The sequence below is a fragment of the Hydrogenophaga electricum genome, assembly GCF_030160815.1.
Taxonomy (GTDB): Bacteria; Pseudomonadota; Gammaproteobacteria; order Burkholderiales; family Burkholderiaceae_C; genus Hydrogenophaga; species Hydrogenophaga electricum.
The window spans coordinates 1-26,809 of sequence record NZ_BSPB01000050.1; the positions used below are offsets into that span (position 1 = coordinate 1).

Below are 26,809 nucleotides of genomic sequence, written 5' to 3' on the forward strand. Positions count from 1 at the left end.
TCCTGGCCTACTACAACGCCCGCAGGCCTCACTCGGCACTGGGCTACAAGCCTCCAGCATCCCGGCTCTCCGGGAACAACCTATTGCAACTCAACACCTAGATGAATACCCTCCTGCGTCGTTTCGCGTCTTTCTCCCGCGCTGGCGCGCCATTGGCGCTGGGCAGGGGGGCGGTGCCTGCGCCCCGGCGGAGCCGGTTGCGCGGCACCCCTGGCAGGGGCACTTCTCCGGACCGAGGTCGCTGAGATGTCGAAAGACCGCGCGCCCAGCCCCTTGCCGACCGTGCCCATGGACGGCGTGGACGAGTCCACCTGGATGGATGTGATCCAGAAGATGGACGAGGTGTACACGCGTCTGATCGACGACGAAGTCGAGCTGGAGAAGAAAAACACCGAGCTGGAGCAGTCGCAGCAGTTCATCGTCAGCGTGCTGACCTCGATGTCGGACGTGCTGGTGGTCTGCGACGAGCGCGGTCTGATCGAGCAAGCCAACGCCGCGCTGTGCGAACTGGTGGGCCGCCGCGAGGAGCGCCTGCGCGGCAGCAGCCTGGCCGATCTGCTCGCCGACGAGGCCAGCGTGCAGGCCGCGCGCGACGCCATGGACCGCAGCGATGCGCCGCGCGACGGCCAGGGCATCGAGCTCAACCTGCTCGGCCGGGACGGGCAGGCCGTGCCGGTGGACGCCAGTTGCACGACGCGGGTGGGCCCCAGCGGGCGCCGCGTCGGCACCGTGTGGGTCGGGCGGCCGATGGCCGAACTCAAGCGCGCCTACCACGAGATGCGGGCGGCGCACGAGGCGCTCAAGCGCACGCAGCAGCAACTGCTGCACTCGGAAAAGATGGCCTCGCTGGGGCAGTTGGTGGCCGGGGTGGCGCACGAGCTCAACAACCCCATCAGCTTCGTGCTGGGCAACGTGCACGCGCTGCGCAAATACAGCGACCGGCTGCAGACCTACATGGCCGCGCTGCACGCGCACGAGCCCGAAGCGGTGCTGCAGCAGATGCGGCAGAAGCTGCGCATCGAGCACCTGCTGGCCGATTTGCCCTCGCTGATCGAAGGCACGCTCGAAGGCGCCCAGCGCACGGCCGACATCGTGCAGGGGCTCAAGCGGTTTTCCGCCATGGACACCGAAGCCCACGCGCCCGTGGTGCTGGCCGAGGTCATCGAGCGCGCCATCCACTGGGTGCGCAAGGGGCGCGGGGCGGCCATGGCCGTGCACTGGCAGCCCGGCCCGACGGTGACCGTCATGGGCAGCGCCGGGCAGTTGCAGCAGGTCATGATGAACCTGCTGCAGAACGCTTTTGACGCCCTGGGCCAGGTGCCCCAACCCGCGGTGCGCGTGGCCATGGCGGTCCACGGCGACCGCGTGGTGGTCACGGTGCGCGACAACGGCCCGGGCATTCCGCCTGAACACCTGCTGCGCATCTTCGATCCCTTCTTCACCACCAAACCGGTGGGCAAGGGCACCGGGCTGGGCCTGTCGATCAGCTACGGCATCGTCGAACAGCACGGCGGCCGCCTGAGCGCGCGCAACGCCGACGGCGGCGGTGCCGAATTCGTGCTCGACCTGCCCCGAATGGCCTGATTGACCGCCTGTGTGCGTTGTCGCCGTGCCGGCAGGCCGGGCTGCAGCGGCGACAATCGGGGCATGGAGTTGTTGCTTGTAGCGCTGGCGTCGCTGTTCGCCGGTTTTGTGGATGCCATCGTCGGAGGTGGCGGTCTGATTCTCACCCCCGCGCTGTTCGCGGTGTTCCCGGCCACGCACCCGGCCACGCTGTTTGGCGTCAACAAGAGCGCGTCCATCTGGGGCACCGGCGCCGCGGCCGTGCAGTACGCGCAGCGCGTGCAGATGCCCTGGCACGCGCTGCTGCCGGCGGTGGCCGTGTGTTTCGCGGGGGCCATGGCCGGCGCCTGGACGGTGACGGTGATCTCGCCCGATTTCCTGCGCCGCGCGTTGCCGCTGATCCTGGTGGTGGTGCTGGGCTACACCCTCATGCGCAAAGACCTGGGGCGCCACCACACGCCCCGCTTCGCGGCGCGCGGCGAGATGCTGGCGGCCTGCACGCTGGGGCTGGTGATCGGGTTTTACGACGGGTTCTTCGGCCCCGGCACCGGCAGCTTTTTCGTCTTTCTGTTCGTGCGCTGGCTGGGCTACGACTTCCTGCATGCCAGCGCCAGCGCGAAGCTGCTCAACACCGCGTCCAACCTGGCGGCGTTGATCCTGTTTTCGCTCAAGGGCCACATCTGGTGGCATTACGTGTTGCCGCTGGCCGCTGCCAACGTCATCGGCAGCCTGCTGGGCACGCGCCTGGCGCTCAAGCACGGCAGCGGTTTCGTGCGCATCGCGTTCATCGTTGTGGTCAGCGCCCTGATCCTCAAGACCAGCTACGACGCCTGGCTGAAATAGGCCCGAACAGGCCCGCCCCTGCGTCTAGGGTTGCGCTGCGGACGCGGCTTCCTGTTCCGGCGGCCAGGACACTTCACTGGCCTTGAGCGGCGTGCCGATCGGCCGGCCGGCCTGGCCCTTCTGCACAGCGGCCAGGTCCTGCGGATTCGGATACTGGTCCATCAGCAGGTAGTCGAACACGCGGCGCGCAATGGGGGCCGCGTGCGCGGCGCCGAAGCCCGCGTTCTCCACGATCACGGCCAGCGCCACCTGGGGCTGCTCCAGCGGCGCGAAGGCCAGGTAGAGCGAGTGGTCGCGCTGGTGTTCTTCGAGCTTGCGCACGTCGTAGCGGTCCTTCTGGCCGATGGTCACCGCCTGGGCGGTACCGGTCTTGCCGCCGCTGAGGTAGCCGGCCCCGGCAAACACGCCCGCGCCCGTGCCTTCCACCGTCACGCCGTGCATGGCGTTCAGCACGGTGGCTATGTTTTCGGGCTTGAAACCCAGCGCCACCGGGGCCTCCTGGTGCAGCAGGGTGCGCTGGCGCGTGACCACGTCTTCGGTGGCGATCGCCAGGTGCGGCGTGTGGCGCACACCACCGGCGGCGAGTGTGGCCATGGCGTGCGCGATCTGCAGCATGGTGAAGTTGTTGTAGCCCTGGCCAATGCCCAGCGAGATGGTTTCGCCCGCGTACCACTTCTGCTGTTCGGGGCGCTTGTAGGTGCGCCGCTTCCAGGCCTGGCTGGGCAGCACGCCGCGCACCTCGCCGCGCAGGTCGATGCCGGTGATCTGCCCGAAGCCCAGCGGCGCCATGAAATCGTGCATGGTGTCCACGCCCATTTCGTTGGCCAGCGAGTAGTAGTAGACGTTGCTCGACTTGACGATGCTGCGGTACATGTTGACCGAGCCCAACCCGCCGTCGCCGTGGCTGCGGAAACGGTGGTTGCCGAACATCCAGTAGCCGGGGTCGTTGATGGCGGTTTCGGCCTTGCGGGTGCCGGTCTCCAGCGCCGCCAGCGCCATGAAGGGCTTGTAGGTGGAGCCGGGCGGGTAGGTGCCGCGCAGGGCCCGGTTCAGCAGCGGCTTGTCCACCGACTCGTTGAGCGCCCGCCAGTTTTCGACGTCGATGCCTTCGACAAACAGGTTGGGGTCGAAGGTGGGCTTGGAGACGAAGGCCAGGATTTCGCCGTTGCGCGGATCGATGGCCACCAGCGCACCGCGCCGCTCGCCGAACATGTCTTCCACGAGCTTTTGCAGCTTGATGTCGATCGACAGCACAACGGTGTTGCCGGGCGTGGCGGGGGTGCTCGCCAGCGAGCGCACGGCGCGGCCGCCGGCCGAGGTTTCGACCCGTTCGAAGCCGGTGATGCCGTGCAGCTCGCGTTCGTAGCTCTGCTCGGCGCCCAGCTTGCCGATGTAGTCGGTGCCGCGGTAGTTGGCCTGTTCCTCCTCCGGCCAGTCGTCCATCTGCTCCTTCTCGCGCTGGTTGATGCGCCCGATGTAGCCGATGACGTGGCTGGCCGCGTCGCCGTGCGGGTACTGCCGGAACAGGCGGGCACGCACGTCGACGCCGGGGAAGCGGTAGCGCTGCACGGTGAAGCGGGCCACCTCTTCGTCGGTCAGGCGCGTGCGCAGGGGCAGCGAATCGAAGCGGCGCGACTCTTCCAGCAGCTTGCGAAAGCGCCGCTTGTCGCGCGGCTGGATCTCGATCAGCTCGCCCAGCGCTTCGATGGTGGCGTCCATGTCCTGGACTTTCGAGGGCGTGATCTCCAGCGTGTAGGCCGAATAGTTGGAGGCCAGGACGCGCCCGTAGCGGTCGAGGATCTGGCCCCGGTTGGGCACCACCGGCAGCACCGCCGTGCGGTTGCTTTCCGCCTGTGCCTGCAGGTCTTCGTGGCGCGTCACCTGCAGGTGCACCATGCGCGCCGCCAGCAGCCCGAAGCCCAGCAGCACAGCGAGTCCGCCCACCAGGACCCGGGTGCGGAATCGGGCCAGGTCGGCTTCGACGTTCCGGATCTCGGTCATGTCACAGCGGGCGGTTGTCGTCCGGGTCGGGGGCCCGGCGCTGCGGGGCCAGCAGCAGCACCGACGCCACCGGCCACAGCGCGGACTCGATCACCGGCGACAGCAGGTAGGTCCAGCCGGGAAAACCGTCGCCGGCCACGGCCCGCACCAGCATGGACAGCAGGTGCGCCGCCGCGAACAGCGGCAGCACCTGGATGGCCTGGTTCGGCACCGGGAACCACAGCAGGCGCCGGTGCATGGCGATGGCCAGGAAGCCCAACGCCGCGTAAGCCAGGGCGTGCTGGCCCAGCAACGCGCCCTGGTGCACGTCCATGACCAGGCCGAAGAAGAACGCGGTGCCGACGCCCACGCGCAGGGGCTGGTGCACGCTCCAGAACACCAGCGCCACGGCCAGCAGGTCGGGCACCCAGGCGGCGCGGCCCCACAGGCCCATGTTGATGAGCATGTTCAGACCCAGCGCGACCAGCAGGCTGAAGGCGATGAAGAGGGGGTTGGCGGGCAGCAGCAGCTGCTGGCCCGGGCGCATGATCATGGGGCGCGGACTCCTGCGCCCGGCGAGCCGGGCATGTTGCCGGGCGCGCGCCGGGCGCGCGCCGGGGTGGGCTCCACCAGGGGGGATGCGGGCAGCGCCTTGCCCACGGGGTCGAGCACCAGCACGTGCAGCACGCCCTGGGTGCGGGCCAGCGGCTGGCAACTGACCCGGGTGAACGACGATTCGGCCCGGCGTTCCAGCCGGTTGACCTTGGCCACCGGCAGGCCCGGCGGGTAGACCCCGTCGATGCCGCTGGTGGTCAGCAGATCGCCTTCTTCGATGTCGGCATTGGCCAGCGTGTAGCGCAGTTCCAGGCCGTCCCCGTCGGCACCGGCCTGGCCGTAGGCCACGCTGCGGATGCCCGTGCGGGTGTTGAGCACCGGGATGGCCTGGTCGCGGTCGGTCAGCAGCGTGACTTCGGAAACCAGCGGGTAGACCCGTGTGACCTGGCCCAGGACACCGTGTTCGTCCAGCACCGGCGAGCCGGGTTCAACGCCGTGGGTCTGGCCGCGGTCGATCACCACCTTGCGCGCGTAGGGGTCGGCCGCGTCGTACAGCACCTGGGCGCCGCGCGCCGGTGCGGCGATGCGCGCGCGCATGTCGAGCAGGGCCCGCAGGCGCTGGTTTTCCTGGTCGAGCTGCTCCACCTGCTGTGCGCGCTGGGCCTGTTCGGTCAGGCGCTGAACGGCTTCGGCTTCGGCCCGCTGAGCCTCGTGCAGCGAGGTGAAATACTGGCCCACGGAACCGGCCATCTGCACCGGCTGCAACACCGTCCACTGCAGCGGATAGAGGGCCGTGGCCAGCGCGGCGCGCACCGGAGCGGCGACCTGGAATCGCAGGTCGGCCACCATCAGGAACAGCGCGAAGGCGCTGAACACAATGAGTTTGGACAGGGCCGACGGCCCCTGTTTGAAAAACGGGGGCGGCGTGCGGTCCAGCGTACCCAGCGGCATGGCGTGCAGGCGGAAAGGGTTTGCGTGCGCCGGCGACCGGGCGCGCGCTTACTCGCTCGTGAAGATCGTGCCCAGGCGCTCCATGCGCTCCAGGGCCATGCCGCAGCCGCGCACCACGCAGGTCAGCGGCTCTTCGGCCACCAACACCGGCAGACCGGTCTCTTCGGCCAGCAGGCGGTCCAGATCGCGCAACAGCGCGCCGCCGCCCGTGAGCATCATGCCGCGTTCGGCGATGTCGGCGCCCAGTTCGGGCGGGGTCTGTTCCAGCGCGCTCTTGACGGCCGAGACGATGCTGTTGAGCGGGTCGGTCAGGGCTTCGAGGATTTCGTTGCTGGAAATGGTGAAGCTGCGCGGCACGCCTTCGGAGAGGTTGCGGCCCTTGACTTCCATCTCGCGCACTTCCGAACCCGGGAAGGCGGAGCCGATTTCCTTTTTGATCGCTTCGGCCGTGGGCTCACCGATCAGCATGCCGTAGTTGCGGCGGATGTAGGCGATGATGGCCTCGTCGAAGCGGTCACCACCCACGCGCACGCTGCCCTTGTAGACCATGCCGCCCAGGCTGATGACGCCCACTTCGGTGGTGCCGCCGCCGATGTCGACCACCATGGAGCCCGAGGCGTCGGACACCGGCAGGCCGGCGCCGATGGCTGCGGCCATGGGTTCCTCGATCAGGTACACCTCGGAGGCGCCGGCGCCCAGCGCCGACTCGCGGATGGCGCGGCGCTCGACCTGGGTCGAGCCGCAGGGCACGCAGATGATGATGCGCGGGCTCGGCTTGAACATCGAGCGCGGGTGCACCATCTTGATGAACTGCTTGAGCATCTGCTCGGTGACGGTAAAGTCGGCGATCACGCCGTCCTTCATGGGGCGGATGGCTTCGATGTTGCCGGGTACCTTGCCCAGCATGGCCTTGGCTTCCTTGCCCACGGCCTGGATGGTCTTCTTGCCCTGGGGGCCACCTTCGTGGCGGATCGAAACCACCGACGGCTCGTCCAGCACGATGCCCTTGTTGCGGACGTAGATCAGGGTGTTGGCGGTGCCGAGGTCAATGGCCAGGTCGGTCGAGAACTGCCGACGGAAAGCTTCAAACATGGTGCAGGGGTCCTGAGGGGCATGGTCGCCGCTTCGGGCGGCCATCGCCGGGAATGGGGGCAGGAGGAGGTGTTAAGTGATTGATTCGACGGCAGAAACCGGAGCGCAATGGGCCTTGCCATCAAACCTTGGATAATACCGTATCCCCTGTGCATAACTTCCATTTACGGGGGCTTTGACCGGTATCTTTTCGCTACGTGGCCCGGCTGGGTGCTGGCGAAAATGTGATTCTTTTTTCGTATGCCGGTTCCCCCCTGACGAGCCCGCCATGTCCCTGAATCTCTCCGACATCGGCCGCATCGCCCATCTCGCGCGGCTGGAAATGCCGCCCGAGCTGGCCGAGCGCCTGCTGCCCCAACTCAACGGCTTCTTCGACCTGGTCGAACAGATGAACGCGGTGGACACCACCGGCGTGGAGCCGCTGGCCCACCCCACCGCCGTGATCGACCACGTCAGCCTGAGGCTGCGTCCCGACGTGGCCAGCGAGCCCAACAACCGCGAGGCCAACCAGCGCAGCGCCCCTGCCGTCGAACGCGGCCTGTTCCTCGTGCCCAAGGTGATCGAATGAGCTCGAAGCAGATTCACGAGATGGGCGTGGCCGAACTGGCCGCGGCCATCGCCGACAAGAAGACCTCGTCCGTCGAGGCCGCGCAGGCCCTGTTGGGCCGTGCGAAACAGCACGAAAGCCTGGGCGCCTATCTGTCCTTCAATCAAGACCTGACGCTGGCACAGGCCAAAGCCGCCGACGCCCGCATCGCCGCCGGCGAGCGCAGCCCGCTGCTGGGCGTGCCGCTGGCGCACAAGGACATCTTCGTGACCCAGGGCTTTCCGAGCACCGCCGGCAGCAAGATGCTGGAGGGCTACCAGAGCCCGTTCGACGCCACCGTGGTGGCGAAGCTGGCCGCCGCTGGCGCCGTGACGCTGGGCAAGCTCAACTGCGACGAGTTCGCCATGGGCGGCAGCAACCAGAACTCGGCCTATGGTCCGGCGCGCAACCCCTGGGACACCGATCGCGTGCCCGGGGGCTCTTCGGGCGGCTCGGCCGTGGCCGTGGCCGCGCGCCTGGCACCGGCTGTCACCGGCACCGACACGGGCGGCTCCATCCGCCAGCCCGCGAGCTTCTGCAACGTGACCGGCATCAAGCCGACCTACGGGCGTTGCTCCCGCTACGGCATGATTGCCTTCGCGTCCAGTCTCGACCAGGCCGGCCCGATGGCGCGCAGCGCCGCCGACTGCGCCACGCTGCTGAGCGTGATGGCCGGCCCCGACATCGACCGCGACTCCACCAGCCTGGACCACCCGGCCGAGGACTACACGCGGCTGCTGGGTGTACCGCGCGAAGGCGCGACCGCCGCCCAGCCGCTCAAGGGCCTGCGCATCGGCCTGCCGAAGGAGTTCTTCGGCGACGGCTGCGCGCCCGACGTGATCGCCGCCGTGCGGGCCGCGCTGAGCGAATACCAGAAGCTCGGCGCCACGCTGGTCGACATCTCGCTGCCGCGCACCGAACTTTCCATCCCGGTCTACTACATCATCGCGCCGGCCGAAGCCTCGTCGAACCTGAGCCGCTTCGACGGCGTGAAGTTCGGCCACCGCGCCGCGCAGTACGACGACCTGATCGACATGTACAAGAAGTCGCGCAGCGAGGGCTTCGGCCCCGAGGTCCAGCGGCGCATCATGATCGGCACCTACGTGCTGAGCCACGGCTACTACGACGCCTACTACCTCAAGGCGCAGCAGCTCCGCCGCCTGATCGCGCAGGACTTCCAGAGCGCCTTTGCCCAGTGCGATGTGATCGCCGGCCCGGCCGCACCCACCACCGCGTGGAAGCTTGGCGACAAGGCCGACGACCCGGTGGCCAACTACCTGGCCGACATCTTCACGCTGCCGGCCTCGCTGGCCGGCCTGCCCGGCATGAGCGTGCCGGCGGGCTTCGGCGCGGGCGGTCTGCCCGTGGGTCTGCAACTGATCGGCAACTACTTCCAGGAAGCCGCGCTGCTGCAGGCAGCCGATGCGTTCCAGCGGGCGACGGATTGGCACCTGAAGACGCCAGAGGGTTATTGAGATGAACCAGAAAACCAAGAAAGAAGCGTCGCTGCTGGTGCAAGGCTATGAGGTCGTGATCGGCTTCGAGACCCACGCCCAGCTCGCCACGCAAAGCAAGATCTTCAGCCGCGCGCCCACGGCCTTCGGCGCCGAGCCCAACACGCAAGCTTGCGCGGTGGACCTGGCGTTGCCGGGCACGCTGCCGGTGATGAACCGCGAAGCGGTGGCGCATGCCATCCGTCTGGGTCTGGCGCTGGGCTCGCACATCGCCGAGCAAAGCGTGTTCGCGCGCAAGAACTACTTCTACCCCGACCTGCCCAAGGGCTACCAGATCAGCCAGTTCGAGATCCCGGTGGTGCAGGGCGGCGAGGTGAGCTTCTTCCTCGGCGATCAGAAGAAGACCGTGCGCCTGGTGCGCGCCCACCTGGAAGAAGACGCGGGCAAGAGCCTGCATGAGGACTTCATCGGCCAGTCGGGCATCGACCTCAACCGCGCCGGCACGCCGCTGCTGGAGATCGTGACCGAGCCGGACATCCGCTCCAGCGCCGAGGCCGTGGCCTACGCCAAGGAGCTGCACAAGATCGTGACCTGGATCGGCGTCTGCGACGGCAACATGCAGGAAGGCTCGTTCCGCTGCGACGCCAACGTGAGCGTGCGCAAGCCGGGCGCGCCGCTGGGCACGCGCCGCGAGATCAAGAACCTGAACTCGTTCAAGTTCATGCAGCAGGCCATCGACTTCGAGGTGCGCTGGCAGATCGAGCAGATCGAAGACGGTTTCGAGATTCAGCAGGCCACGGTGCTGTTCGACCCCGACACGGGCGAGACGCGTGCCATGCGCACCAAGGAAGACGCCGCCGACTACCGCTACTTTCCCGACCCCGACCTGCCGCCGCTGGTGATCGCGCGTTCGTGGGTGGATGAGGTGAAGGCGGCCATGCCCGAGTTGCCGCGCCAGATGGCCGAGCGCCTGGTGGCCGACTACGGTCTGCCCGAGTACGACGCCACCACGCTCACGCAGAGCCCGGCGATGGCGGCCTACTTCGAGACCGCTGCCAAGGCCAGTGGTCAGGCCAAGATGGCCAGCAACTGGATCATGGGCGAGGTCGCCCGGCGACTGAACAACGAAAATATTGACATCCCTCAGGTACCGGTGAGTGCTGTGCGCTTGGCTGCACTTCTTTTGGAAATCGCTTCAGGTGCCATTTCAAACAACGCGGCGAAATTGGTGTTTGATGCGATTTGGAAAGGCCACTACGGTGTGTTTGGAGTGCCTTCAGAAGACCTCAACACAGCGGCTCTGCTAGTCAAGAAAATTGTTGGAGAACGGGGTCTTGCACAGATGAATGACAGCGGCGCGCTCGAAGCCATCATCGACGAGGTGCTGGCCGCCAACGCGCCCATGGTCGAGCAGTTCAAGGCCGGCAAGGACAAGGCCTTCAACGCCCTGGTCGGCATGGTCATGAAGGCCAGCAAGGGCAAGGCCAATCCGCAGCAGGTCAACGACGTGCTGCGCAGCAAGCTGCAGGGGTGAGCGGTGTTGTGGCCGGCCCGTTGGCTGGCCCCAGGCCGCGGGTGCGGCGCCGGTGCGCCGGTCAGTTCCGGGCGGCGGGGCTGGACCAGAGCGCGCGCAGGCGCCCCAGCTCTTCGTCGAAGCGCTGGTTGATGCGCTGCTTTTCCTGCTGCCGTTCGTCCAGGAAGCGGCGCTGCTGCCCGACCTGCTGTTCCTGGTCGGCGATCTTGCGGCGCAGCCAGGCCGGTGCCTGGCTGGGGTCGCCCTTGTAGAACTCCAGCTCGGTGTGGATGGCCTGGCGTTCCTTGTCCAGTTCACCCAGGCGTTTGTTGACGGTGTCGATCACTTCATCCACCTGGGCCAGTGCGTCCGCACGGGCCTTGTCGTGCGCGTCGCGGTTCGGGTAGCGCATGATCAGGACGCGATCGCGCCGGCGCTCCTCGTCCAGCCGGGCCTGCTGCTGCTCGGCCTCGCGCTTTTCGGCGTCGAGGCGCGCGCGCTCCTCGGCCGTGTAGGACGGTGGCAGCACCCGCTTGGTGGTGCCGCTGCTGCTGAGTTCGCGCTGCTCGCGGTCGATGCATTCGCGGATCGGCCGGTCCGACGTGAGCCGGCGCCCCTGGGCGTCGGTGCAGGTGTAGATGCTGCTCTTGGCCGGTGCGGGGCTCTGGGCCCAGACGCCCGGCGCCATGGCCAGCCCCATCGTCAAGGCCAGAGCACCTGCGAAGGCGTTGGGGCGGCAGCGTGAGGGCAGGGAACAGGGCATGGGCGGTTTGGTATTCAGGTCACGCCATAACGTTGGCGGTAGGCTTGCACGCGCTCCAGATGCCCGGCCAGTCCCTCACCCGCATGGTCTTGCAGATACTGCAGCAAATCGGCCAGCCTCGCAATGGCACAGACCTGCAGGCCCAGCTGGTTCTGTACATATTGCACAGCACTGTGGTCCACATCCCGCACCGCGCCGTCGGACCCAACCTCGGTGGCCTTCTCCTGGCGGTCCAGGGCGATGGCCACCGCATGTGGCGTGGCCCCGGCGGCCCGGATCAGCGCAATCGATTCGCGCGCGGCGGTGCCGGCGCTCATGACGTCGTCCACGATCAGCACGCGCCCCTTCAGCGGCGCGCCGACCAGCGTGCCACCTTCGCCGTGGTCCTTGGCTTCCTTGCGGTTGTAGGCGAACGGCACGTTCTTGCCCAGCCGCGCGAGTTCGATGGCGACCGCGGCGCCCAGCGGAATGCCCTTGTAGGCGGGGCCGAAGACCATATCGAATTCGATGCCGCTGGCCAGCAGGGCCTGTGCATAGAATTGCGCCAGGCGGGCGAGCTTGGCCCCGTCGTCGAACAGGCCGGCATTGAAGAAATAGGGGCTCAGCCGCCCGGCCTTGGTCTTGAATTCACCGAAGCGCAGCACGCCTGCGTCCACGCAGAACTGCACGAAGTCCTGCGCCAGCGCATCCGTCGAGGCGGCTGCATCCGTATTCACCGACATGGGAAAGTCCTTGTTCAAACTGACCAGCCTCAATCTCAACGGCATTCGTTCCGCTACCTCCAAAGGGCTGGAGGCCTGGCTGGCCGGGCACGCGCCCGATTGTATTTGTGTGCAGGAAGTCAAGGCCCAGGCGCCCGACGTGGCCGGCCGCTTCGAAGCCCTGGCCGGCCTGCGGGGGCATTTCCACTTCGCCGAGAAGAAGGGCTATTCGGGCGTGGCGGTGTACACCCGGCACGAGCCCAGCGACGTGGTCATCGGCTTTGATGGCGGGGGTGAATTCGACGCCGAGGGCCGCTGGGCCGAGCTGCGCTTCGACACCCCGTCGCGCAAGTTTTCGGTCATCAGCGTGTACTTTCCCAGCGGTTCGTCCGGTCCGGAGCGGCAGGCCGCCAAGTACCGTTTCCTGGATCTGATGTACCCGCACCTGCAGGCGCTCAAGGCCCAGCGCGAATTCGTCATCTGCAGCGACGTCAACATCGCGCACCAGAACGCCGATCTCAAGAACTGGCGCAGCAACCAGAAGAACAGCGGTTTCCTGCCCGAGGAACGGGCCTGGATGACGAAGCTGCTGGACGAGGGAGGCCTGGTCGACGTCTACCGCCGCCTGCATCCCGACACCACCGAGACCTGCTACACGTGGTGGAGCAACCGGGGCCAGGCCTACGCCAACAACGTGGGGTGGCGGCTGGACTACCACCTGGCCACGCCGGCCTTGGCCGCGACCGCGCGCACCGCGTCCATCTACAAGGGCGAAAAGTTCAGCGACCACGCGCCGCTGACCATCGGGTACGACCACCCGCTGTGAGCCTCGGCGCCGCTCACAGCGCCGGCAGCACGGCGGCGATGTGGGTCGAGAACGCGCGCGCCAGCGCGGTTGGCCGCGTGCGCGCATGGGCGATGGTGATGCCGACTTGCGGCAGCGGCGGCAGTTGCCCGGCTTCGGGCAGCACCAGCAGGTCTGGCGGTACCGCGCAGCGGGTGAGCACGGCGACCGCGGTGCCGGCCCGTGCCACCGCCACCAGGCCGGTGAGGCTGCCGCTGGCATAGGCCACGCGGTAGGCGATGCCCAGGCGTTCCAGGCCTTCGCAGGCAGCCTGGTGGTCCAGCACGTCGGGGTCGGACAGCGCCAGGGGCAGGGGCTGCTGCTGCAACGCTTCGGCACTGGGGCTGGCCACCCACACCAGCGGCTCGCGGCGCAGCAGGGGTTCGCGGGCGGTGGCGCCGGTGACCGGTACCGACACCAGGGCCATGTCGAGCGTGCCGTCGGCCAGGCGCTCGCGCAGGCGCGGGGAGGGCGCGCACAGCACCTCGATGCGCGCGAGCGGGTGCTGCGCGGCAAATCCGCGCAGCAGGGGCGGCAGAAAGGCGGCCGCGTAGTCGTCGGGGCAGCCGAAGCACAGGGTGCCTGCCAGGCCGGAGCCGGTCAGGTCGGCCAGGGCTTCGTCGTGGCTGGCGAGGATGCGCTGGGCATGCGCGAGCAGGCGCTCGCCTTGGCGGGTCAGGCGCACGCCGCGCCCGGTGCGGTGCAGCAGGGCCTGTCCGGTGGCGTCTTCCAGCCGCTGCATCTGCATGCTCAGCGCCGATTGCGTGCGGCCGACCCGGATGGCGGCCGCGCTGAGGGTGCCGGCCTGTGCGATGGCCAGGAAGCTGCGCAGAAGATCGATGTCGAGGGAGGCGCCCATGCGGTCAATATATCAATCTGGCTGAAGTCAGGATTCAAAACTATTCGATTTACTGATTGCCGGAGGCTGCCTAGAGTGCGTGTCAGGCCCCGCGTCCGGCGGGGCATTTCACTTCTTCAGGAAAGACCCTCATGTCCCGCAATCAGGAACCCGCTTTCTGGCAGGCCGCCGGCCAGCACCTCGTCCGTTACGGCGGCCGCTTCGCGCCGGTCATCATCGAGCGCGCCCAGGGCAGCTATGTCTACGACGCCGATGGCCGGCCCATCCTGGACTTCACGTCGGGCCAGATGAGTGCCCTGCTGGGCCACTGCCACCCCGAAATCAGCGCGGTGGTGGCCGACCACGCGGCGCGGCTGGACCACCTGTTCAGCGGCATGCTGTCCCGGCCGGTGGTCGATCTGGCGCGCGCGCTGGCCGGTGTGGCGCCCGGTGCGCTGGAGCGCAGTCTGCTGCTGACCACCGGGGCCGAATCGAACGAGGCGGCGATCCGCATGGCCAAGCTGGTCACGGGCCGCTTCGAGGTGGTGGGCTTTGCCCAGTCGTGGCACGGCATGACGGGGGGCGCGGCCTCGGCCACCTACAGCGCCGGCCGGCGCGGCGTCGGACCGGCGGCCGTGGGGTCGCTGGCGATCAATGCGCCCTTCGGCTTCCGACCACGCTTTTTCGACGCCAGCGGTGCCTACGACTGGCAGGCCGAACTGGATTACGGCTTCGACCTGGTGGACCGCCAGTCCTGCGGCAGCCTGGCGGCCTTCATCGCCGAGCCCATTCTCAGCTCGGGCGGCATCATCGACCTGCCACCGGGCTACATGGCGGCGCTGAAAAAGAAGTGCGAGGAGCGCGGCATGCTGCTGATCCTCGACGAGGCACAGACCGGCGTGGGGCGCACGGGACACATGTTTGCCTGTGAGCGCGATGGCGTGGTGCCCGACATCCTCACCCTGTCCAAGACGCTGGGTGCCGGCCTGCCGCTGGCCGCGGTGATCACCACCGCCGAGATCGAGGAGCGCGCCCACGAGCGCGGCTACCTGTTCTACACCACCCACGTGAGCGACCCGCTGCCCGCGGCCATCGGCCTGAAGGTGCTGGAGATTGTGCAGCGCGACGGCCTGGTGGCGCGCGCCCAGGTGGCCGGGGCGCGCCTGGCGCGTGGCTTGCAGGCCTTGCAGGAGCGGTTCGACTGCATCGGCGACGTGCGCGGGCAAGGGCTGCTGCTGGGGGTGGAGATCGTCAAGGACCGCACCAGCCTGCAGCCGGCGCCGGAGCTGGGGGCGGCCATCACCGACGCCTGCATGGCGCAGGGGCTGTCGATGAACGTGGTGCAGCTGCCCGGCATGGGCGGCGTGTTCCGCATCGCGCCGCCGCTGACGGTGAGCGACGAGGAGATCGACCTCGGTCTGGAGCGCCTGGGGCAGGCGCTGGAGCGCTGCACCGGCGGCTGATTCTGCCCGCCTCAGGGCCTGGGGCGGTGGGGGTGGCAGGGGGCTGTCAGGAAGCTGACGGCCAGCTCCGTTACATTTCGTCAAGCGGAGTCGCTTGGCGGTGGCGCCAGCTCCGCGCCGTCCCATGCTCCAGTACTTCACGATTCCCGTCACGGCCTTCGCCCAGAACTGTTCCATCGTCTGGTGCGACGAGACGATGGAGGCCGCGGTCATCGATCCGGGCGGGGAGACCGAGCGGATCGAGGCCGAGGTGCAGCGGCTGGGTGTGACGCTCACGGCGATCTGGCTCACCCATGCCCACATCGATCACGCCGGCGGCACCGCCACGCTGGCCGAGCGGCGGCAACTGCCGATCATCGGCCCGCACCCGGGTGACCAGTTCTGGATCGATGCCCTGCCACAGCAAAGCGCCATGTTCGGTTTTCCGCCGGCCGGCCAGTTCACGCCGACCCGCTGGCTGGCCGACGGCGACACGGTGGAGGTGGGGCGCTGCACGCTCGGCGTGCGCCATTGCCCTGGCCACACCCCGGGCCACGTGGTGTTCCACGCCCCGCAGGCGCACCGGGTGTTCGTGGGCGACGTGCTGTTTGCCGGCAGCATCGGCCGGACCGATTTCCCGGGCGGCAACCACGACCAGCTGATCGCCAGCATCCGCGAGCGGCTCTGGCCGATGGGCGATGACACCGTGTTCATTCCCGGGCACGGGCCGGAAGGCACGCTGGGGCACGAACGCCGCTTCAATCCCTACATCGGGGAGCGCTGAGGCCATGATCGGTGCCCGGATGCACGTGCTGCTGGTGGACGACCACCCCATCTTCCGCAAGGGGCTGGAGTTTTTGCTGCTCGACCTGCGCCCGGGCCTGACGCTGAGCCACTGCAGCCAGCGGCAGGAGCTGGAAGCCTGCCTGGCGGGCGTCAGGCCCCAGACCTACGACCTGGTGCTGCTGGACCTGCGCATGCCCGGCTTCGAGGCGCTGCAGGCCCTGGAATACGTGCGCACGGTGGCCCCGGAGACCCCGGTGGTGGTGCTCTCGGGCGAGGAGGACGCGGGCACGGTGCGCGCCTGTGTGGACCTGGGCGCCTGCAGCTTCGTGTCGAAATCGGCGCCACCCGCGCACCTGCTGCAGGCGCTGGAGCAGGTGCTGGGCGGTGGGGTGCACCTGCCGGCGTCCAGTCTGGGCAATGGCGACGCGGCCTGGCGCTCGCGGACGGCGGCCGACCAGGTCGGCGGTCTGGTGCTCACGGGCCGGCAGGTCGAGGTGCTGCGGCGTGTGGTGCAGGGCAAGACCAACAAGATGATTGCGCGCGAGCTGGGCATTTCCGACGGCACCGTCAAGACCCACCTCACCAACGTGATGGCGCTCTTCGAGGTCGGCACGCGGACCCAGCTGGTGTTCGAGCTGGCGCGCCGCGGGTTGTCGATCGACGCGCTGGGCGAACCCGAGACCTCGGCGTACTGACCCCGCTCAGGCGCCCAGCCGCAAGGTGGTGCGCAGGCCGAAGGCGGCCTGTCCGGCTGGCGAAGGCTCGCCCAGCGGCTGCAGGGTGCGGCGCACGTCCACCTCGAACCCACCGCCGGGCAGGCGCCGGAGGGTGAGCCGGGCCAGACCGCTGCCGCTCAGGGGCTCCCCTCCGGGGGCGACGGTGGCATCGAGCCGGATGCCCTGGCACCACACGGTTTCGTCCACCTGCAGGTGTTCGGGGCGGCAGTTGGCGTAGGGCAGCGGCGCGTACAGCGGCGGCGCCACGATGGCCGCCCCCAGGGGCTGGCCGTCGAGTTGCAGGGTCAGCGCGGTGCTGACGTGGTAGTCGCCCGACAGCAGGACGAAGGGCATGCCGCGCCGGGCCAGCAGGGTCAGCAGCGCCAGGCGCTGGTCCTGCGCCATCTGCCAGGAGTCGGGCGGGCCGGGGTTGGCCGGATCGGCCGATGGGTGCAGGGCCGGGAAGACCACCGAGCCGCAGACGATCACCGGCAGGTGCGCGGGGCCGACGGCATCGAGCCAGCGCGCCAGGGCCTGCAGGGCGAGATCCGGGGCCAGGTGGTGCTGGCCCCGCGAACGGGTCTGGCGCGAGTCGAGCAGGAAGAAGCGGGCCGGGCCGAGCGGGCCGGTTTCGGTGTAGGTCATCCAGTCGTCCGGATCGCGCCAGGGTGGGAGCAGGCGGTCGGGCCCCTGCAGTTTCTGGAACGCCTGGACCGACTGCTGGGCCCAGCGCGCCTGGCTGGCGCTCAGGCGGGCGATCGGCCCTGTGGCCTGCGGATCCGGCCAGGCCGAGGTGAGCAGCGGCGCAGCGGCGGGGTGGTTGTCGACCCACTCGTGATCGTCGGGGGTCATCAGGGTGGGCACGGAGCGCAGCAGGCGCCGCATGGCGGGCTGGCCAAAGGCCGTGGCATGGCGCTCGACATAGCGCTCGGCCGGGCTGGTGGTGTCGAGCAGGCCGGCGGTGGCGTCGGCATAGATCTGGTCGCCCAGCAGCAGGGCCAGCGCCGGCAGCGGTTCCTGCAACGCGTCGGCGAGCACGCGGTCCACGCGTTCGCCATCCAGACCCAGACCCGGATGGCGGCAGCAGGTGGCCCACAGCGCCAGCGTGTCGGTGCTCGCCAGGCTGTCGGCCGGTACCGAGCAGGCCACGGCCTGGGCGATCCGCTCGCCGGGCGGTGCGCCTGGGGCGGTGTGGGGTTGCTGCAGGGCGGCGTCGATCCGGGCGTCGTCGGCCCATTGTTCGTCGCTGAGCAGGTCGGGAGTGGTGGCGAGCCGCCGGGTGGCCCGCCCGGTGAGCACCTGCATCACCAGCGCCTGGCCGGGCGCGAGGGTTTGCAGGTCGGCCGCCGTGACCGCGACGTCGAGGCGGGCGGTGCGGAAGGCGGTGGTGGGTGGTCCGCCGACCGGCCCCGCCGGGTGGGCCGTGTCGACGGCGACGATCCGTTCCCCGGTCAGGGTCAGCCGCCGGTGGCGGCCCGCCGCGTCGCGGTACCGCACGGTGAAGCGGGTGTCTTCAGGCGCCAGGCTCTCGCCTTGGCCGTCGTCGAGGATCAGCGACGTCCGCACCGTCCAGCCGCCGCGGCCGTCCGGCCGCACCCAGCCCAGCATCGGGCCAGTGCGCGGGGCGGCCAGGCGCCAGCGCCGGGGCGGCAGCGCCGGCGGCACGGTGGTTTCGGCGATGAAGGCGTCGTCAAGGAATTGCGTGACGCGGGCGAACACGTCGGTGGCCGCGCGGCGGCCGATCAGCACATCCAGGTGGCCGTAGCCGGGCAGCGCCTCGCAGCGCGCGGGGCCGAACCACAGCCCCAGTTGCTGCAGCCAGTCGCGCGTGCGCTCGATGCCCTGGGCATCGAACAGCTCGTTGTCCTGCCCGTGCAGCAGGAAGACCGGGCAGTGCAGGTGGGCGCGGGCGCGGTCTTCGGTCACGTAGCGGGACACGCCGTCCTCGTCCACCAGCCGGCCATGGCGCACGAAGCGGGCCGCGTGACCGAACAGCCGCAGGTTGGCGTCGCCGAACAGGCGGTTCATGGCGCGCACCGTGTGGGCATTGAGCTGGTGGTGGTGGAACAGCGGGGCTTCGATGAAGCGGATGCGCCGGCAGGTGGCCACGCCGTCGTCGTTGTCGGGCGAAAGCGCCCGTTCTTCGGGCGGCTGCGGCAGGCTGCTGAACAGGCGGTCGATGACCTGCCAGACCGGGTGGTCCTGCGCGCCGTGCACGGCAAACGGCACGTGGGGCAACAGGTGCTGGACCAGCGACGGCACCCAGGTCTTGGCCCGCGTGGTTTCGGTGCCCAGGCAGAAGGGGTGGACCTGGCTGGACACCAAGGCGTAGAGCATGGACGCGCCACCCGGGTGCTGCAGCCGGCCGTCCAGCAGCGACATCCACAGCGAGGCCGACCCGATGCACTGGGCAAAAGCGGCGATCTGCAGCGGCAGGCCGGGGGGCAGGGAGTGCGCGTGTTCGCGCTGCACCGTGGCCAGCACGTGCGCCACGGCGACGGGCACGTCGTGCTCGGCCAGCATGTCGACGCTGAAAGGGGTGCCCGCGTACCCGCTGCGCGAGGACATGCGGCTGTCCAGCAGCCACACTTCCTGTCCCTGGGCGAGCAGCGTATCGACCAGGTGGGGGCTTTCGCCGTTGGCAAAGGTGTAGCTCAGGCTGGACTGGCCGAAGGCGTGTAGCAGCAGCACGACCCGGGCGCGCACCACCGGCCGGCCGTGGCTGTCGCGCGTGCTTCGTGGTCCCGTCACCGGGCCGTGGGACGGGCGGTATTGCCACAGGCGCAGCATCAGGGGTTCGGCGGCTTCGTCACCCCGGTCGGCGCTCGAAAAGCCGCGGGGCACCCGGATCGTGTGGGCCACCGGCTTGGCGGTGCCGGACCGGTCGGTGGCGCCCTCGTCCTGTGGGGAAGTATCGGTCAGCGGCCGGTGGGAATAGTGGGGCAGGCGGAAGTCGAACAGGTGTGTCTTGAGCGCCAGGCGCAGGGCCAGCAGCGCATAGCCGGAGAGCACCAGCGCACCGGTGGTGGTGTCGCCGACAGGGCCGAGCTGGGCCGTGCCGGGCTGGAACAGCTGTGCCGCGCCCATGCGCAGGCGGCCCCGGTACAGCGCGCGGCCCCAGGGCCACCGGGTGTGCGCGGGGGTGATCACGGCGTCGGCGTCCATGATGCGTTCCCAGTACGTGGGGCGCAGGCGGGGCGGGGCCGAGCCGGTGTCCCCGGTGAGGGCACGCACCAGTCCCCGCGCCAGCCAGGCCGCGGTTTCGCCGACCGTGGCGCGATAGGTCACGCGTTTGGTGGCCCGGAGCCGGATCTGGCGCGGGGCGCCGTCGGGGGCAGCCCCCTCGCGCTGGAGCACCAGGTCGTAGGTCATGGTGCGCTTTTCCCGGGCGTGCACCCACTGTTTGCCCAGGCCGGGCAGGTCGCGCAGGCGCGGCGAGAGGGCGCCGGGCCGCCATTGCCGGGTGTCGAATTTGCCGCCGCCTTCCCACCAGGTCAGCAGCAGGCGCGGAAACGGCAGCGCGGCCCAGGCCATGATCGCGAGGCCCATGGCCAGCCCGGTCCAGACCCCGGGCCAGGCCAGCGCGAAGATGGCACCCAGGGCGGCCGGGAGCGCGAGCAGTTCCAGCAGGGTCTGGAGCCACGGACCCGGACCGCGCTGGAGGCGGCCCGGGGTGGGCAGGAAGTCGAACGTCGGGCCGGCGGCGCCGTCGGGGGCCGGCGAAGAGGAGGGGGTGGCCAGGTGGTAGATCACCGGTTCGGCGCCGGTCCGGTCGAGCGTCCACCGCGCTTCGCGGATGCGCAAGGGGTGCCGGGTGTGGGCCAGCATGGCGTCGAGGTCGTCGCTTTCAAAGCCCACGAACAGCTCGACCTGCTGCGCATCCGCAAGGTGTGCCCATCGGCCGCGCAGTCCCTGGCCGTCGGCGCGCAGGTGCTCGCGCAGGGTGACCGGCCAGGGGGTGGTGTCGAGCACGGGCGCGCGCACGGGCCGGGGGGGCGACCGGTGGATCGTCGGCGCTTCGGGCGCCGGCCGCCGGGGCCAGGCTTGCACGGCGCGTTCGGCCAGGGCGGTGATGGTCAGCAGCGGATTGCAGCCGAGCGAGGTGGGCACGATGGACCCATCCAGCACGTACAGGCCCGGGTAGGTGGCAGGGGCATTCGGGTAGCGTTCGCCAGCCGGGCGGGCCCAGGTCCGCTCCGGGTGCGCCGGCTGGTGGACCCAGACCCGGCCCAGGTGATCGACCACGCTGTGCGCCGGGTCGTCGCCCATGGGGCAGCCACCCAGCGGGTGCACCGTGGTGGCCAGGCTGGGCAGTGGCTGGCCCGACATCGCCCGGCTGGCCGCAGGCGGCAGGAACTGCCACAGCGGGTTGTGCAGGTGCAGTCCCGGGGGCGCCAGCCGCTCGAACAGCCGCTGTTGCTCCTGGTAGGTGGCCAGTCCTTTCGGGTCGGGCATGACCAGGGCCGCGCTGTCGGTGCCTGGCAGCCAGACCAGGCGGCCGGGCGCTCCGTCGTGCCCCATGGTCAGCCACAGCTGGCTGTGCCGGGCCAGTGGGGTGGAGGCGGCCAGCGGGTCCCGCGCATGGGGGTCGCCACCGGGGGGTGACCGAAATGCCCATCGGTCCAGCTGCTGCAACGTGCCCGCGCTGGCCAGCAGCTCCGAAAACACGCGGGCCAGTGCCCCGGGCACGGCGCCTTCCTGCAGCACGATGCGCTTCGGCAGCGGCTGGGTGCGATCGCGCAGATCGAGCAGCGAGGTGATCGTGGGGCCGGTGTCGGGCTGCCGGCCGTCATCGGGCGCCGCACCCCGGCCGACGGCGTGCACGGGCAGCGCCTGGACCCGCACGCTGAGGTGGTCGCCGTTGCCCGAGAGGCGTGTGCCCAGCGCGGGCGAAAACGCCAGCACCTCGCCGGCCAGGGCTTGCGAGCGCTGCATCAGCTGCGTGGAGCCGAGCGTGCCGGCGCTGAGGATCAGTTTCGGCACCGCGAGCACGCGCAGGGTGGATGCCGGATCGATACGCTGGTCGTGGCTGTGGCCGGCCTCCGCACGCTGGGCCTTGTGGTGCTGGGCGTCGGTGGCGAAGATCCAGAGCCGCCAGCGCCGCTCTTCCGGGGCGTCCGGGTCGGGGGCGAACCGGTAGACCTCGGCCTGGGTCACGATCTGCACGCGCCCCGTCTGCACCGCCTGCCGCAGGTACGTGCTGCGCAGATCGCCCTTGGCGTCGGGCACGTTGCAGCCCGAGGCGCAGTCGCCGCACTGGGTGCAGCGGTCGGGCCGCCAGTGCAGGTGCACCGGTTGGGTCGTGCCCTTGTTGCCCAGTGACTTGGCGGCGGCCTGGAGCGCCAGGGCCTTGGCCGGTGGCGTGGCGCCCCGGGGGCGGTAGACCGTGCTGCCCAGTGTGCGCCGTGCGAGCCGGGTGGCCGCCTGGAGCGACCTGGGCGGTGCAGCACCGTGCGGGCCGGGGCGCAGGGCGGCGGGCCACGCGGTCTGGGCCAACACGTCGGGGTCCGGCTCCATGAGCACGCCGGCATTGATCAGGCTGCCGCCCCCGAGCCCGTTGGCCGTGACGGCGGCCAGCCCTTGTCCGACCGAGATTTCGAACAGCCCGGACGCGCGTCCCAGGGGCAGGGGCCGACTGGGGATCTGCAGCCGCAGGTATTTGGCGAGTTGGGAAAAGTGGTTGGGAAAGTCACCCGGCAGGAACTCGCTGCCGCGTTCGATCACGAGCACCCGGTACCCTTTGCGGGCCAGCCGGAGCGCGGCCACCGCGCCCCCGTAGCCGGAGCCGACCACCGCCACATCGAACGCCACCGGGTGAACGGGTGGCGGGACCGGCAGGGGGGCCGGCAGCGGCAGTTGCTCGATCCACTCCCGCCATGGCACCGAGAGCGGGGCGAGCGGGTTGGGCGGGGGGCGGGTCCGGGGCGGCGGGTCCGGCGGGTCGTCGGAACTGGCGTCCGGCTCAGCGGCCGGCATGGAGCAGTTCCTGCACCGCCCGCGCCAGCGCCGGGGCTGACAGGGGTTTGCGCAGCACCACGCCCTGAACGTGGGTCAGCGCGGCCGATCCTTCGCCGGTGACGATGATGCAGGGCAACTGCGGAAAACGCTGCTGCAGCCGCGCGGCGACGTCGCCGCCGGTGAGGGCCTCTTCCCCCAGGTTGTAGTCGGCAATCAGCAGGTCGGGGCGGCCGGCCTGGTCGGGGGCGGCCATCGCTTCCTGGTCGGAAGCGACCGCCGTGACCGAGGCGCCGGCCTCGCGCAGCCAGTGCGAGGTGGCTTCGCGCGCCAGTTGGTCGTCTTCGACCAGGAGCACGTTCAGGCCGGCCAGCGAGGCATTGACGGTGGATTCGACCGGCACTTCGGCCGCACGCCGCTCGCGCGACAGGGTCAGCGCGAAGACGCTGCCGTAGCCCGGGGTCGCGTCCACCTGCAGCGTCATGCCCATCAGGGCCACCATGTGGCGCACGATGGCCAGGCCCAGCCCGAGGCCGGGAACGCCCAGCGACTGGGCCTGCCGACCCCGGGAAAAGGGCTTGAACAGGGCGTCGAGCTCGGCCGGTTCGATGCCCGGGCCGGTGTCGGTCACGCTGAGGATGACCGAGTCGCCCCGTTCGGTAACCTCCACCGTGACCCCGCCGGTCGTCGTGAACTTCAGGGCGTTGTCGAGCAGGTTGCCCAGCACCCGCTGCAGCAGCAGCGGGTCGGCACGCACCACGGGGGCGCCGTTCACACGCAGGGCGAACGTCACGCCCTTCTGGGCACACAGTTCCGGGTAGCCGGCCAGCGTGGTCTTGAGCAGGGGCACCAGGTCGACCCCGGTCAGGTGGGCGCGGAGGTTGCCGGCGTCGATCCGCGCCATGTCCATCAGGCCGGAGAACATGGAATCGATCGACCGGCTCGCGTGTTCGATCTCGTGCATGACCTGTTGCCGGCGCGTTTCGTCGGCCGACCGGCGCAACACGTTGACCAGCAGCGACAGGGCGTGCACGGGCTGCTTGAGGTCGTGGCTGGCCGATGCGAGAAAGCGCGAGCGCAACTCGAACGCCTGCCGCGTTTCGTGCAGGGCCTGTTCGAGCTGGCCCGCCAGGGTTTCGCTGCGCATGCCCTCGGCCACGGCTTCGTTGAGCAACTGCCGGATGCCATGGGCCAGGCGGTACATCATCAAGCCGCCCAAGGGCAGGGCCAGCGCCAGCACGTTGATTTCGGTCGCGCCGAAACGCTGCCACAGCGCGAAGGCCACGGTGCTCAGGCACGCGATCAGGTATCCGAGGTAGACCCGGGGCTGCACGGCCAGCACCGAGACGGCCCCTGCGATCCAGGCCAGCATCAGCCCCACCAGCAGAATGAATTCGTGGGCCGAGATCCGGGGACCGAATATCGGCAGCGAGAGCATGACCAGCCAGCCCGTGAAGGCCGAAAGGGTGGTGACCCAAGTGACGCGGCGCTCGTCGGGGGTGTCCGGGCGTTTGCGCAACTGCTCGAACCATACCTGGCGCCCGATGAAGCCGACCAGCACCGGTACCCACCAGAGCAGAAACAGCCCGATACCCGCTGCGGGCACGAAGATCGAGCCCAGGGCCGAGGTCATCACCAGTACCGTGAGCAGACCCAGGCGGCTTTGCTCGATGACGTAGGACAGGCTTCGCGCGCGGATGAGCTGGTCCAGCGATGCCCGGGAAGGGGTTTCCCGGGTGGGCATGGGTTCTAGAGGCGCGAGCGAAGGCATCTCACCAGATTACCCCAGCTTGCCACGGATTTCGATCACCCATTTGGGTGAGTCGGTGCGTGGTGCACCGGCTTTCAGCCCCGTCGCGCGGTCTCGTACAGGCCTTGTACTTTGGGCAGATTGGCCTCGAGCTCGCGAATGCGGTTGGGGCCGCTGGGGTGGGTGGACAGGAACGCCGGGCCGCCGCCCTGGGTCGCCTGGGCCATTTTCTGCCACAGGCTGACGCTGGCGCGGGGCAGATAGGCGCCCCGGGCCGCCAGTTCCAGGCCCACCAGGTCGGCCTCGCTTTCGTCTTCGCGGCTGAACTTCAGGGTCAGCAACTGCGAGCCGAGATCGGCCGCCATGGCGCCGAGTCCGCCGAGCCCCAGCAGTTCGGCGCCCAGCCGCAGCCCGAGGCTGGTGGCGCTGCTCTTGGCCAGGCGCTCGCGCGCGTGCTCGCGCAGGGCGTGGGCCATTTCGTGCCCCATGATCATGGCGGCTTCGTCATCGGTCAGCTTCAGCTGCTGCAGGATGCCGGTATAGAACGCGATCTTGCCGCCGGGCAGGCAGAAGGCATTGATCTGGGGGCTGTCGATCAGGGCCACTTCCCAGCGCCAGTTGGCGGCGCGTGGGTTCCACGCGGTGGCGAAGGGGATCAGGCGCCGGGCGATGCCGTGCAGGCGCTGCACCCGCGGGTCGCCGCTGGCGACCAGGGCCTGTTGCTGCCGGGCCTGCTGCACGGTGGCGGTGAACTGCTGCGCCCCGGCCTGCTCGATCTGTTCGGCCGGCACCAGCTTGCGCAGGCTGGAGGATTTGCCCACCGCCACCTGGGCGGTCGCCGGCAGGGCCGCCGCCGAGGCCGCCGCCAGCACAAAAGCCCGTCGCGCCTGCCAGGGGCTGGCGTTGGCGGGCGGGCGTGTCTTCAGGTCGCACAACAAGCACATGGTCCAATAATAGGCAAAGCCCCGCCGCGCTGCCGTCTGGCCGGGACAAACCCTCATGTCCGAAGCCATGACCGAGCCATCCGTCACACCCGTGTCTGCCGACGCCCCGCGAAAACCCACCTGGGGCGAGACGCTGCGGGTCTACCTGGAGCCCGCCAGCCTGCGCATGTTCGCGCTGGGTTTTTCGGCCGGTCTGCCGCTGCTGCTGGTACTGGGCACGCTGAGCTTCCGGCTGCGCGAAGCGGGGCTGGACCGCACCACCATCGGCTATCTGAGCTGGGTCGGCCTGGCCTACGGGTTCAAATGGGTGTGGTCGCCGCTGGTCGACCGGCTGCCGATCCCGTTGCTCACCCGCTGGCTGGGCCGGCGCCGCAGCTGGCTGCTGCTGTCGCAACTGGCGATCATGGCCGCACTGGCGGGCATGGCGCTGGCCGATCCCCGCAGCGAGCTGACCCTGGTGGTCTGGTGCGCCCTGGCGGTGGCATTCGCCTCCGCCACGCAGGACATCGCGCTCGACGCTTTCCGCATCGAGTCGGCCGATACCGCGCACCAGGGCGCCCTGGCGGCCACCTACCAGACCGGCTACCGCCTGGCCATGATCTGGGCCGGCGCCGGTGTGCTCTGGTTGGCTGCGCGCTCCGAAGTGGCGGTGACCCTGCCGATGGCTGGCGGGCCCGGTGCGCTCTACCAGCAAGGCGCCTGGATGACGGCCTATCTGGTCATGGCCGCGAGCATGGTGGTGGGGGTGGTCACGGTGCTGTTTTCGCGCGAACCGGCACGGATCGAACTGCCGCCCGCGCGCAACGCCGCCGAGTGGCTGCGCGGCGCGCTGATCGAGCCGTTCGCCGATTTCCTGCGCCGCTATGGCCGGCACGCGCTGCTGGTGCTGGCCCTGATCGGCGTGTACCGCATCAGCGACGTGGTGATGGGCATCATGGCCAACCCGTTCTATGTGGACATGGGCTACACCAAGGACGAAGTGGCCGCCGTCACCAAGGTCTACGGCGTCATCATGACCCTGGCCGGCGCCTTCATCGGCGGCGCGCTCTCGCTGCGCCTCGGGGTGATGCGGGTGCTGCTGCTGGGTGCGCTGCTATCGGCCGCCACCAACCTGCTGTTCGCCTGGCTGGCTGGCCACGGGCACGACGTGCCGGCGCTCATCGCCGTGGTGTCGGCCGACAACCTCAGCGCCGGTGTGGCTTCGGCCGCCTTCATCGCCTACCTTTCGGGCCTGACCAATGTGCGCTATTCGGCCACGCAGTACGCGCTGTTCAGCTCCATGATGCTGCTGGCGCCCAAGTGGCTGGCGGGGTATTCCGGGGCGTTCGTCGATGCGTACGGTTACCAGGCGTTTTTTGTCGGCACGGCCCTGCTGGGGCTGCCGGTGCTGCTGCTCATCTTCTGGGCCGCGCGCCTGACCGCCACGGGGCGCTAGCTGTGATGTCTCAATAGGTTGTTCACCCGGAAGGGTCTGGGAGACTGGAGTTACGACGCTTCAGAACTCTCAGAGGAATCCCCCCGGATGAACAGCCA

At 69.6% G+C, this 26,809-nt stretch carries 20 protein-coding genes and 1 pseudogene; 11 read left to right on the forward strand and 10 right to left on the reverse strand.

The genetic code is table 11. The annotated features are described in order from the left end of the window. The 3 genes and pseudogenes from QQK43_RS19055 to QQK43_RS19065 form a co-directional block, all read left to right on the forward strand. Window positions 1-101 (forward strand): annotated as a pseudogene (locus QQK43_RS19055) (IS481 family transposase); the annotation flags it as partial. Between the two features lie 145 nt (window positions 102-246). Further along, on the forward strand, window positions 247-1,584 hold the full coding sequence (locus QQK43_RS19060; RefSeq protein WP_284309023.1) for a sensor histidine kinase: 1,338 nt from the start codon (window positions 247-249) through the stop codon (window positions 1,582-1,584). 63 nt (window positions 1,585-1,647) lie between these two features. Continuing rightward, window positions 1,648-2,406, forward strand: coding sequence for a sulfite exporter TauE/SafE family protein (locus QQK43_RS19065; protein ID WP_284309024.1), 759 nt, complete (start codon window positions 1,648-1,650; stop codon window positions 2,404-2,406). 24 nt (window positions 2,407-2,430) lie between these two features. Here the strand turns inward: QQK43_RS19065 and mrdA are convergent, their stop codons facing one another. The 4 genes from mrdA to QQK43_RS19085 are packed head-to-tail and all read right to left on the reverse strand — an operon-like array spanning window position 2,431 to window position 6,984. Then, the gene (mrdA, locus tag QQK43_RS19070) at window positions 2,431-4,407 is read right to left on the reverse strand and encodes a penicillin-binding protein 2 (protein WP_284309025.1); all 1,977 of its coding nucleotides are present in this window, start codon (window positions 4,405-4,407) and stop codon (window positions 2,431-2,433) included. A 1-nt stretch (window position 4,408) separates the two neighbouring features. Next, entirely contained in the window at window positions 4,409-4,939 is a 531-nt protein-coding gene (gene mreD / locus QQK43_RS19075; protein WP_234264620.1) for a rod shape-determining protein MreD, read from the reverse strand. Further along, window positions 4,936-5,892, reverse strand: a complete 957-nt coding sequence (mreC, locus tag QQK43_RS19080) for a rod shape-determining protein MreC (RefSeq protein WP_234264621.1) — start codon at window positions 5,890-5,892, stop codon at window positions 4,936-4,938. Before mreC ends, mreD begins: the two co-directional genes overlap by 4 nt. Window positions 5,893-5,940: 48 nt before the next feature. Beyond that, window positions 5,941-6,984: a rod shape-determining protein gene (locus QQK43_RS19085; RefSeq protein WP_234264622.1), complete on the reverse strand. Its 1,044-nt coding sequence runs from the start codon at window positions 6,982-6,984 to the stop codon at window positions 5,941-5,943. Between the two features lie 268 nt (window positions 6,985-7,252). Between QQK43_RS19085 and gatC the strand changes: the two genes are divergently transcribed. From gatC to gatB, 3 genes are read left to right on the forward strand one after another with little or no spacing between them, the layout of a single operon-like run. After that, complete coding sequence (gene gatC / locus QQK43_RS19090) at window positions 7,253-7,552, forward strand: Asp-tRNA(Asn)/Glu-tRNA(Gln) amidotransferase subunit GatC (protein ID WP_284309027.1); 300 nt, start codon at window positions 7,253-7,255, stop codon at window positions 7,550-7,552. Next, window positions 7,549-9,045, forward strand: a complete 1,497-nt coding sequence (gene gatA, locus QQK43_RS19095) for an Asp-tRNA(Asn)/Glu-tRNA(Gln) amidotransferase subunit GatA (RefSeq protein ID WP_284309028.1) — start codon at window positions 7,549-7,551, stop codon at window positions 9,043-9,045. Before gatC ends, gatA begins: the two co-directional genes overlap by 4 nt. 1 nt (window position 9,046) lies before the next feature. Further along, complete coding sequence (gatB, locus tag QQK43_RS19100; protein WP_284309029.1) at window positions 9,047-10,558, forward strand: Asp-tRNA(Asn)/Glu-tRNA(Gln) amidotransferase subunit GatB; 1,512 nt, start codon at window positions 9,047-9,049, stop codon at window positions 10,556-10,558. Window positions 10,559-10,619: 61 nt separating this feature from the next. On the opposite strand, the gene QQK43_RS19105 is transcribed toward gatB, so the two are convergent. Together QQK43_RS19105 and pyrE are read right to left on the reverse strand one after the other, a co-directional pair. Beyond that, window positions 10,620-11,300, reverse strand: a complete 681-nt coding sequence (locus QQK43_RS19105) for a DUF4124 domain-containing protein (RefSeq protein WP_284309030.1) — start codon at window positions 11,298-11,300, stop codon at window positions 10,620-10,622. 14 nt (window positions 11,301-11,314) lie between these two features. Beyond that, window positions 11,315-12,022, reverse strand: a complete 708-nt coding sequence (gene pyrE / locus QQK43_RS19110) for an orotate phosphoribosyltransferase (protein WP_284309031.1) — start codon at window positions 12,020-12,022, stop codon at window positions 11,315-11,317. A gap of 10 nt (window positions 12,023-12,032) precedes the next feature. On the opposite strand from pyrE, the gene QQK43_RS19115 reads away from it, so the two are divergent. Beyond that, complete coding sequence (locus QQK43_RS19115; RefSeq protein ID WP_284309032.1) at window positions 12,033-12,827, forward strand: exodeoxyribonuclease III; 795 nt, start codon at window positions 12,033-12,035, stop codon at window positions 12,825-12,827. A gap of 13 nt (window positions 12,828-12,840) precedes the next feature. On the opposite strand, the gene QQK43_RS19120 is transcribed toward QQK43_RS19115, so the two are convergent. Beyond that, a complete protein-coding gene (locus QQK43_RS19120; RefSeq protein ID WP_284309034.1) occupies window positions 12,841-13,704 on the reverse strand; it encodes a LysR family transcriptional regulator in 864 nt (287 codons plus the stop codon). Window positions 13,705-13,835: 131 nt separating this feature from the next. Between QQK43_RS19120 and QQK43_RS19125 the strand changes: the two genes are divergently transcribed. From QQK43_RS19125 to QQK43_RS19135, 3 genes are all read left to right on the forward strand, one after another. Next, window positions 13,836-15,146, forward strand: a complete 1,311-nt coding sequence (locus QQK43_RS19125; RefSeq protein ID WP_284309035.1) for an aspartate aminotransferase family protein — start codon at window positions 13,836-13,838, stop codon at window positions 15,144-15,146. 124 nt (window positions 15,147-15,270) lie between these two features. Further along, window positions 15,271-15,909, forward strand: coding sequence for an MBL fold metallo-hydrolase (locus QQK43_RS19130; protein ID WP_284309037.1), 639 nt, complete (start codon window positions 15,271-15,273; stop codon window positions 15,907-15,909). 4 nt (window positions 15,910-15,913) lie between these two features. Next, the gene (locus QQK43_RS19135) at window positions 15,914-16,606 is read left to right on the forward strand and encodes a response regulator (protein WP_284309038.1); all 693 of its coding nucleotides are present in this window, start codon (window positions 15,914-15,916) and stop codon (window positions 16,604-16,606) included. Between the two features lie 6 nt (window positions 16,607-16,612). Here QQK43_RS19135 and QQK43_RS19140 read toward each other — a convergent pair whose 3' ends face one another. The 3 genes from QQK43_RS19140 to QQK43_RS19150 form a co-directional block, all read right to left on the reverse strand. Beyond that, complete coding sequence (locus QQK43_RS19140; protein WP_284309039.1) at window positions 16,613-22,603, reverse strand: GMC oxidoreductase; 5,991 nt, start codon at window positions 22,601-22,603, stop codon at window positions 16,613-16,615. Then, complete coding sequence (locus QQK43_RS19145) at window positions 22,590-24,326, reverse strand: hybrid sensor histidine kinase/response regulator (RefSeq protein WP_284309040.1); 1,737 nt, start codon at window positions 24,324-24,326, stop codon at window positions 22,590-22,592. Before QQK43_RS19145 ends, QQK43_RS19140 begins: the two co-directional genes overlap by 14 nt. 101 nt (window positions 24,327-24,427) lie before the next feature. After that, a complete protein-coding gene (locus QQK43_RS19150) occupies window positions 24,428-25,276 on the reverse strand; it encodes a M48 family metallopeptidase (RefSeq protein WP_234264635.1) in 849 nt (282 codons plus the stop codon). A gap of 67 nt (window positions 25,277-25,343) precedes the next feature. Between QQK43_RS19150 and QQK43_RS19155 the strand changes: the two genes are divergently transcribed. Next, window positions 25,344-26,711, forward strand: a complete 1,368-nt coding sequence (locus QQK43_RS19155; protein ID WP_440589177.1) for an AmpG family muropeptide MFS transporter — start codon at window positions 25,344-25,346, stop codon at window positions 26,709-26,711. Window positions 26,712-26,809: the final 98 nt, after the last annotated feature.